The following is a 7,366-nucleotide window of genomic DNA, read 5'->3' on the forward strand; positions in this document are numbered from 1 at the left end:
GTCCGGATTGTCCTGGCTGCGCGGGCCGCCTGTCCGGCTGATCCCCATCCGCGCGGACGATCTGGGCGCCATCACCAGGCATCATCTCGCGCGACAGGCGGGCCGACAGGTCGGCCGAAGCGCAGCTGACAGAGCAGCACTGTCGCGTCCTGCGCGCTCATCGATCTTAATGCTAGCCGAACGGCAGGTCGGTAACCAGCCGATCAGCTTGCCATTTCCTAGACGAACGGCTAGCTTCCTTTTGGAGAAGACCTGCCGATCGGCTAGTGACGCTGGCAAGCGGCGCTCATCCGCAGCGCCCTGTCGACCCAAGGAGAAGATCCGTTGGCCACCTACCTGTACCGGCTCGGACGCACGGCCTACCGCCGCCGGCGGCTGGTCGTCGCCCTGTGGGTCGTCGTGCTGGCCCTCATCGGGGCCGGCGCGGCGACCCTGTCCGGCCCGACCTCCGACACCTTCTCCATCCCGGGGACCGAATCCCAGAAAGCGGTCGACCTGCTGCGGGAACGCATGCCCGGCGCCGGCGCCGACGCGGCCACCGCGCGCGTGGTCTTCACCGTCACGGACAGTCCGCTCACCGAGGGTGCGCGCAGACAGGCCGTCACCGACACCGTCCAGCGGATCACCAGGGCGCCGCAGGTGGCCCAGGCCAGCGACCCGTTCCTCCGGGACGGTGTCTCCCGGGACGGGCGCACCGCCTACACGCAGGTCGCCTACAAGGTGCAGCCGGGCGAGGTCACCGACGAGGCCAGGGACAGCCTGTTCGCCGCCGCCACGACGGCCCGCGACGCCGGGATCGGCGTCGAGTTCGGCGGCACCGCGGTGGAGGGGGCGCCCGAACAGAGCGCCACCGAGGTCATCGGCCTGGCCGTGGCCGCCGTCGTGCTCGTCATCACCTTCGGCTCGCTGGTCGCGGCCGGCTTCCCCCTGCTCACCGCGCTGCTGAGCGTGATGATCGGCATCGGGTGCGTCCAGATCGCCACCGGGTTCATCGACATCGGCTCCAGCACCCCGACGCTCGCCCTGATGCTCGGCCTGGCGGTCGGTGTCGACTACGCGCTGTTCATCACCTCCCGCTACCGGCACGAGCTCTCCCTGGGGTCCGACGGCGAGCAGGCCGCGGGCCGCGCGGTGGGCACCGCGGGCTCGGCGGTGGTGTTCGCCGGTCTGACCGTCATCATCGCGCTGGCCGCGCTGTCGGTCGTGGGCATCCCGTTCCTGACGTCGATGGGGCTGGCCGCCGCCGGCACCGTCGCCGTCGCCGTGCTCGTCGCGCTCACCCTGCTGCCCGCCCTGTTCGGCTTCGCCGGGCGGCGGCTGACCGGCGGGCGCATCCCCGGGCTGCGCGCCCGCGACCCCGAAGGCGACGGCGGCGGCCCCACGGCGGGCCAGCGGTGGGCACGCCTGATCGTGCGGCGTCGCGGCATCGCCGTCGCCGTGTCCGTGCTGGCCCTGGGCCTGCTCGCCGTGCCCGCGGCCGATCTGCGCCTCGGCCTGCCCACCGACGCCACGGCCGCGCCGGACAGCACCCAGCGCCGGGCCTACGACCAGCTCACCGCCGGGTTCGGGGCGGGTTTCAACGGCCCGCTGCTGCTCGTGGTGGACGGCACGGCCAGCGCCGACCCGCACACGGCCGTCGACGAGGTCTCCCGGACCATCGCCGGGCTGCCGGGCGTGGCCGCGGTGACCGCGCCGACGTTCAGCCCCGCGGGTGACACCGCGACGCTGTCGGTGACCCCCGCCTCCGGGCCGAGCGAGGCCGCCACCGAGGACCTGGTGCACACCATCCGCGGCCAGGCGGCGGCGATCAGGGCCGCCACCGGCGCCAGCACCGCGATCACCGGTGAGACCGCGATCAACATCGACGTGTCCGAGAAGCTCTCCGACGCGCTGCTGCCCTACCTCGCGGTCGTCGTCGGGCTGGCGTTCGTGCTGCTCGTCCTGGTCTTCCGCAGCGTCCTCGTGCCGCTGAAGGCGACCGCGGGCTTCCTGCTCAGTGTCGTCGCCACGTTCGGCGCGGTGGTGGCCGTGTTCCAGTGGGGCTGGCTGATGGACGTCCTCGGCGTCGCGACGACCGGCCCCATCGTCAGCATCCTGCCGATCTTCCTCATCGGTGTCCTGTTCGGCCTGGCCATGGACTACGAGGTCTTCCTGGTCACCCGGATGCGCGAGGAGTTCGTCCACGGCCTCGGGCCGGACGACGCGGTGGTCACCGGCTTCCGGCACGGCGCCCGGGTCGTCACCGCGGCCGCGATCATCATGATCAGCGTGTTCGCCGGGTTCATCCTGTCCGATCAGGCGATCATCCAGTCGATCGGCTTCGCGCTCGCCTTCGGCGTGCTCGTGGACGCGTTCGTGGTGCGGATGACCCTGGTGCCGGCGGTGATGTCCCTGGCCGGGCGGCACGCCTGGTGGCTGCCGGCATGGCTGGACCGGCTCCTGCCCGACATCGACGTCGAGGGCAAGAAGCTCCTCGGCCCGCCGGCCCTGCCCGAGCAGCGGGCCCACGCCACCACGTCCGCCGGGGGCCCCACCGCACCCCACGACCTGCCCGCGACCGTCCGCCATCCCTGACCGCGGCGGCCCGCGGCTACCCGGAGCGGCGGCTCCACACGGGGACGAAGCGCTGGCCGCGGACCTCGTAGACGGTCACCACCGACGTCAGCGGGTCGCCCCAGGCGTCGAAGCCGACCTCACCGGTGACACCGGGGAAGCGGCCCTGCCCGACAGCGGTGACGATCGCCGCCCTGGCGGCCTCGTCCACCATGTCGCGGCCGGGCAGGACGCCGGCCGCGGCCCGCAGCAGCGCCTGCGCCGCGTCGTAGGCGTAGGCGGCGACCGAGGGGATCCCGTCGACGCCCGGCGCCGGGGAGGCGGCCGGTGAGGCCGGCGCGACGGCGTGGCCGCCGTCGCGGGCCTCACCGTCACCAGCCGGTCCGGCCGCCGCCGGGCTACCGCCGGCCGGACCACCAACAGACGGACCGGCAGCAGACGGACCGGCGACAGACAGGCCACCAGCGGGCGGGGCGCCAGCAGACGGAGCGCCAGCGGGCGAGACACCGCCAGCCGGAGCGCCGGTAGCCGGGCTGCCGCCGTCCTTCTCCGCCGGCCAGCGGCCCAGGTAGGCGGCCGCGAACCGCCCGGCCGCCGGCAGCGCGGACAGGGGCGCACCAAGATCGGCGATCAGGTCTCCTTCGGCGGTGTCCCGCGTCCGCTCGAGGTAGTGGGAGTCGAACAGCCCGTCGGAGCCCAGGATGGACACGGCCGGGCCGTGCTCGGCCAGTTCCTCGCGCAGCTTCCCGGCAAAGGCGGGGCCGGTCGCCACGTACACCAGGTCCGGTGCCTCGGCGCGCAGGGAGCGGGCCACCTGTTCGACCTCGGCCGTGTCGTCGGTGCTGCCGTCGACCCGGTGCGTCCCGGTGACGGCCGCGCCGAGCCGGGCAGCCTCGGCGGCGAACCGCCGCGCGAGCGAGATACCGAAGTCCGGGCCGCCGTCGACCACCGCGATCCGCTGGCGGCCACTGGCCCGCACCGCGAACTCGGCGGCGTCACGGGCCGCGAGCACATCCGTCCCGCTCAGCCGGAAGTAGGTCCGGTACGGCCTGCTCCGGGCCGTCGACGGGGCCGGCGCGGCCGACGAGGGGGCGCCGGTCAGCTCGGGCTGGCTGTTGGACGGCGAGATCACCGCGATCCCGGCGGCGTCCAGGGTGGGCAGGGCGACCATCGCGACCGTGGAGCTCAGCGGCCCGACCACGCCGATCAGGGTCTGGTCGGCGGCGAGCGTCCCCGCGGCGCGGGCGCCGCCGTCCGGCCTGGACAGGTCGTCCTGGACGCTCAGCCGGACCTTCCAGCCCGGGATCGTGCCCTGGGCGTTCGCCTCGTCGACCGCGAGGCGAACGGCGTTGCGCACTGCCGTACCCACGGATGCGCGGTCCGCGGACAGCGGTGCGATCAGCCCGAGCGTGGCCGTCCTGGTCCGCGTGGCGGACGGCCCGTGAGCCGGCGAACCGCCCGTGAGCGCCACCGCGAGAACGGCCACGAGGACCACGATCACAGCGACCACAACGGCGAACACCCGGTGTAGCCGCCGCCGCGGCCCAGTGACGAACAGCCGTCCGAGCATGGCTGTCAGCCGTCCGACCATGTTCTTCGTTCTTCGTTCTTCGTTCCTCCGGTTCCGCCCGAGCAGGTTGCGGGCGGTGGTCACGCTCCGGGCAGGGCCTCGCCGGGCAGCAGGTCACCGGCCAGCACGGCCTCGGCCACCGCCCGCATCGTGCGCCGCTGGTTCATCGACGTGCGCTGGATCCAGCGGAAGGCGTCCGGCTCGGTCATGGCGTGCTCGGTCTGCAGGACCCCCTTCGCCCGTTCGATGATCTTGCGGGCTTCCAGGCGGCCCTGCAGGTCCTCGACCTCGGCCTCCAGGCTGACGATCTCGGTGAACCGGCTCATCGCCATCTCGATCGTCGGCAGCAGGTCCTTCTTCTGGAACGGCTTGACGACGTAGGCCATCGCCCCGGCGTCCCGGGCCCGCTCCACGAGATCCCGCTGGCTGAACGCGGTCAGGATCACCACCGGCGCGATCCGCTCCTTGGCGATGTGCGCGCCGGCGTCGATCCCGTCCATCCGGGGCATCTTGACGTCGAGGATGACCAGGTCGGGACGCAGCTTGGTGGCGAGACTGACCGCCACCTCACCGTCGCCGGCCTCACCGACCACCTCGTAGCCCTCCTCCTGGAGCATCTCCCGCAGATCGAGGCGGATCAGCGCCTCGTCCTCGGCGATCAGCACCCGGCGGGGGGTCGAGGATGGCTGGCTCATCGAGTCGGACTCCTGGGCTCGCAGGGCTAGGATCACACTGTTGACTCGCCGCGGCGTGGGGCGGCCGGTCGATCCGCACCTTACCCGGCTACAGTCATGGAGGAAGCTCTACCTGCATATTGACCGGTTCGCCAGCAACTTCAAGACCCAGCGTCCGCGGACCGTGACTGCCGGCCCCTGTACTCCAACGGCAGAGAGACGGTGCTCAAACCACCGACAGTGTGGGTTCGAATCCCACCGGGGGCACGCGCTGGCTTGTCGTGCTCGCCGATCTCTGATCGGCTTTGCCGGGGCCGCGATATCTGCCCGGGGGGCGGCCCCCGGACCCCTGAGGTCGTGCTTCGCACGACCGTCTTCCCTGCGGAGCCCAGGGCATCCGCGATCCGCTGCTGCACGCGGGAGAACACCGCCCCGGTAGGACCATCCCGCGTTTCCAACGTGGTCAGCAGCCGCCGCTGCCTCCTGCTCTCGGTCTCGGTGAGAGCCGTGCGCAGGGCGACCAACCGCCGGTCACGTTCCTCCTGCCGGGCGGCGGCGACGCCGTCCAGATGGGCACCAAGGAGATCATGCCGGTAGCGGCCGAAGACCCGCTCGGCGCGGAAACCACCCAGGCCGGCCAGCAGCGCCTCCTCCCGGATCCAGAAGCTGGAGATGGCAGGATGACCCGGCGGGTTGTAGCCCTTCTTCGGTGAACACACGTAGTAGGGGGTGTTCCGGACGGACTTCCCGAGCATCCGCCCCCCACACAGCGCGCAGAACAGGTAGCTGCGCAGCCGGTACACCCGCTGGCTCTGCGGATGCCGGTTCGCCGCCCAACCACCCACCAGCCCGACGGGGCCGCTTCCCCCTGTCCAGTAAGGAACCACGCGATGACCACCCCGCACGCCTTCCCCCTGGAGCCCGCCCCGATCCATGTGCCCGACAAGGTCCTCGATGACCTGCACGCCCGTCTCACACGGACCCGTCCGCCGCTGGACGAGGGGAACGGGGACTGGTCCTACGGCGTCCCGGACAGCTATCTGCGTGAGCTGGTCGCCTACTGGCGGGACGGCTATGACTGGCGCCAGGCCGAGGCCGCCATCAACGCCTACGAGCACTACCAGGCGAGCGTCGCCGGTGTCCCGGTGCACTTCCTGCGCAGGCCCGGCCGCGGCCCCCGCCCGATCCCGTTGATCCTCACCCACGGCTGGCCGTGGACGTTCTGGCACTGGTCGAAGGTGATCGACCCGCTCGCCGACCCGGCCGCGTTCGGCGGTGACCCCACCGACGCGTTCGACGTCCTCGTACCGTCCCTGCCCGGCTTCGGTTTCCCCGGCCCGCTCACCGGCTTCCCGGACGTCAACTTCTGGAAGGTCGCCGACCTCTGGCACACCCTGATGACCGAGACCCTGGGCTACGACAGGTACGCCGCCGCCGGCTGCGACATCGGCGGGATCGTCTCCAGCCAGCTCGGCCACAAGTACCCCGACGAGCTGTACGGCATCCACATCGGCTCCGGGCTGCCGCTGGACTTCTTCACCGGCCCCCGCGCCTGGGACTTCGCCCGCAACCGGCCCCTCACCGACGACCAGCCCGCCGACGTCCGCGCCCGCATCATCGAACTCGACCGTCGCTCGGCGTCCCACCTCGCCGTGCACATGCTCGACGGCGCCACCCTGGCCCACGCCCTGAGCGACTCACCCGCCGGACTGCTCGCCTGGCTCCTGGAGCGCTGGAACGCCTGGAGCGACAACGACGGCGACCTCGAGTCCGTCTTCACCACGGACGACCTGCTCACCCACGCCACGATCTACTGGGTGAACAACTCCATCGCCACCTCGATGCGTTACTACGCCAACGCCAACCGCTACCCCTGGACCCCCGCCCACGACCGCACCCCGGCCGTGCAGGCCCCGGTCGGCCTCACCCTCGTCACCTACGAGAACCCGCCCGGCATCCACACCGCCGCCGAGCGGGTCCAGGCGTTCACGACCGGCCCGCAGGCCGGCTGGTTCAACCACGTCAACGTCAACGCCCACGACCACGGCGGCCACTTCATCCCCTGGGAGAACCCCGACGCCTGGGTGAACGACCTGCGCCACACCTTCCACGGCCGCAGACCCTGAACGACACCAGCCACATCTCAGCCACATCCGGCGTCCTGACGCTGACCAACAACCACGATCCACCGCTCGGAGCGGCCAAGTGGCGGGATGGTTGGCCAACCCGCCTTGTGTGATCTAGCCGGGGGGAAGACATTCGGGACATGCACCCGGTGGTCGACGTCGTGCTGGAACCCGGTCTGCGCTACACGGAGACGATCGAGTCGGGTGCGGGTAACCGGTCCGTGCGCTACTGCCGGCTGGTGGCAAACCAGGACACGCCCGTCGGCGAGTTGGAGGTGCATTCCTTCCGGTGGCGGTTCGGCGCCGTGGCCGTCGACGCCGAGGGTATCGGCGGGGTGGAGATCCAACCCTCCTTCCGCCGGCGTGGCCACATGGGCCGGCTTCTCCGCCAGGCGCTGGACGGCATGTCACGGCGGGTGAACGTCGCCACGGTTTCCAGCGGC

Annotated in this window: 5 protein-coding genes and 1 tRNA gene; 4 read left to right on the forward strand and 2 right to left on the reverse strand. The window is 72.0% G+C overall.

Annotated elements, in window-relative coordinates; genetic code table 11:
* Positions 1 to 324 precede the first annotated feature (324 nt).
* Complete coding sequence (locus AC5LSR_RS10900) at positions 325 to 2,574, forward strand: MMPL family transporter (protein ID WP_493465560.1); 2,250 nt, start codon at positions 325 to 327, stop codon at positions 2,572 to 2,574.
* A gap of 16 nt (positions 2,575 to 2,590) precedes the next feature.
* On the opposite strand, the gene AC5LSR_RS10905 is transcribed toward AC5LSR_RS10900, so the two are convergent.
* Together AC5LSR_RS10905 and AC5LSR_RS10910 are read right to left on the reverse strand one after the other, a co-directional pair.
* Positions 2,591 to 4,144 (reverse strand): branched-chain amino acid ABC transporter substrate-binding protein, encoded by a 1,554-nt coding sequence (locus AC5LSR_RS10905; RefSeq protein WP_250291098.1) that lies wholly within the window; start codon positions 4,142 to 4,144, stop codon positions 2,591 to 2,593.
* Between the two features lie 59 nt (positions 4,145 to 4,203).
* Complete coding sequence (locus AC5LSR_RS10910; protein WP_013873459.1) at positions 4,204 to 4,818, reverse strand: ANTAR domain-containing response regulator; 615 nt, start codon at positions 4,816 to 4,818, stop codon at positions 4,204 to 4,206.
* A gap of 173 nt (positions 4,819 to 4,991) precedes the next feature.
* Here AC5LSR_RS10910 and AC5LSR_RS10915 point away from each other — a divergent pair.
* The 3 genes from AC5LSR_RS10915 to AC5LSR_RS10925 form a co-directional block, all read left to right on the forward strand.
* Positions 4,992 to 5,064 (forward strand) — tRNA-Leu (locus AC5LSR_RS10915).
* A gap of 623 nt (positions 5,065 to 5,687) precedes the next feature.
* Positions 5,688 to 6,923, forward strand: coding sequence for an epoxide hydrolase family protein (locus tag AC5LSR_RS10920; protein WP_250291096.1), 1,236 nt, complete (start codon positions 5,688 to 5,690; stop codon positions 6,921 to 6,923).
* A 140-nt stretch (positions 6,924 to 7,063) separates the two neighbouring features.
* On the forward strand, positions 7,064 to 7,366 hold a 303-nt coding region (locus AC5LSR_RS10925; protein ID WP_493468409.1), incomplete at its 3' end, for a GNAT family N-acetyltransferase.

The organism is Protofrankia sp. CiP1_Cm_nod4 (genome assembly GCF_982290645.1).